Origin of the sequence: Flavobacterium suaedae (assembly GCF_014642915.1) — a bacterium.
In the GTDB taxonomy this organism is placed as follows: domain Bacteria; phylum Bacteroidota; class Bacteroidia; order Flavobacteriales; family Flavobacteriaceae; genus Flavobacterium; species Flavobacterium suaedae.
This window is the reverse complement of the sequence record NZ_BMJE01000019.1, coordinates 1-951: the sequence shown is the minus strand read 5'-3', so window position 1 is coordinate 951 and position 951 is coordinate 1. Positions and strand designations below refer to the sequence as shown.

Annotated in this window: 1 protein-coding gene; it reads left to right on the top strand. The window is 54.5% G+C overall.

Features of this window, described 5'->3' with window-relative positions; translation table 11 throughout:
- Window positions 1-53: 53 nt before the first annotated feature.
- Entirely contained in the window at window positions 54-845 is a 792-nt protein-coding gene (locus IEW45_RS14930) for a chlorophyll a-b binding protein (RefSeq protein ID WP_188622032.1), read from the top strand.
- The last annotated feature ends 106 nt before the right edge of the window (window positions 846-951 follow it).

Genomic DNA, 951 nt, shown 5'->3' with positions numbered 1-951 from the left:
TCAAAACACTCATAACACAAAGCACAAAGCAAAGCTCATCCTTGAGTTAAAAAATGGCAGCAGCTTCTTCCATGGCTCTCTCATCCCCATCCTTGGCTGGCAAGGCCGTGAAGCTGGGCCCATCAGCCCCAGAAGTGGGAAGGGTGAGCATGAGGAAGACCGTCACCAAGCAGGTCTCCTCAGGAAGCCCATGGTACGGCCCAGACCGAGTCAAGTACTTGGGCCCATTCTCTGGCGAGCCCCCGTCCTACCTAACCGGTGAGTTCCCAGGCGACTACGGCTGGGACACTGCTGGGCTTTCCGCAGACCCAGAAACCTTCGCCAAGAACCGTGAACTCGAAGTGATCCACTCCAGGTGGGCCATGCTCGGAGCCTTGGGCTGCGTCTTCCCGGAGTTGCTGTCCCGCAACGGGGTGAAGTTCGGAGAAGCCGTGTGGTTCAAGGCCGGGTCCCAGATCTTCAGCGAGGGTGGGCTCGACTACTTGGGCAACCCAAGCCTGATCCACGCCCAGAGCATCCTCGCCATCTGGGCCACACAAGTTATCCTAATGGGTGCCGTTGAAGGTTACCGTATTGCTGGTGGCCCCCTCGGTGAGGTCACTGACCCAATCTACCCAGGTGGCAGCTTCGACCCATTGGGCCTTGCTGATGACCCAGAGGCTTTTGCTGAGCTTAAGGTGAAGGAACTCAAGAACGGACGATTGGCCATGTTCTCTATGTTTGGCTTCTTTGTTCAGGCCATTGTCACCGGAAAGGGTCCATTGGAGAACCTCGCCGATCACCTTGCTGACCCTGTCAACAACAACGCCTGGGCCTATGCCACCAACTTCGTCCCCGGCAAGTGAGCATGAAAGAACGAAATGACTTTTGAGAGTTTTTAGATTTGTGTTTGGTGAAGTACTTCAGATAATGTGAATTATCTTGTGTATCCGAATCCAACTTAATGTTACT

Excerpts from the sequence above, each read along its gene's own strand:
- IEW45_RS14930 (WP_188622032.1), top strand. The coding sequence starts at position 54 with ATGGCAGCAGCTTCTTCCATGGCTCTCTCATCCCCATCCTTGGCTGGC.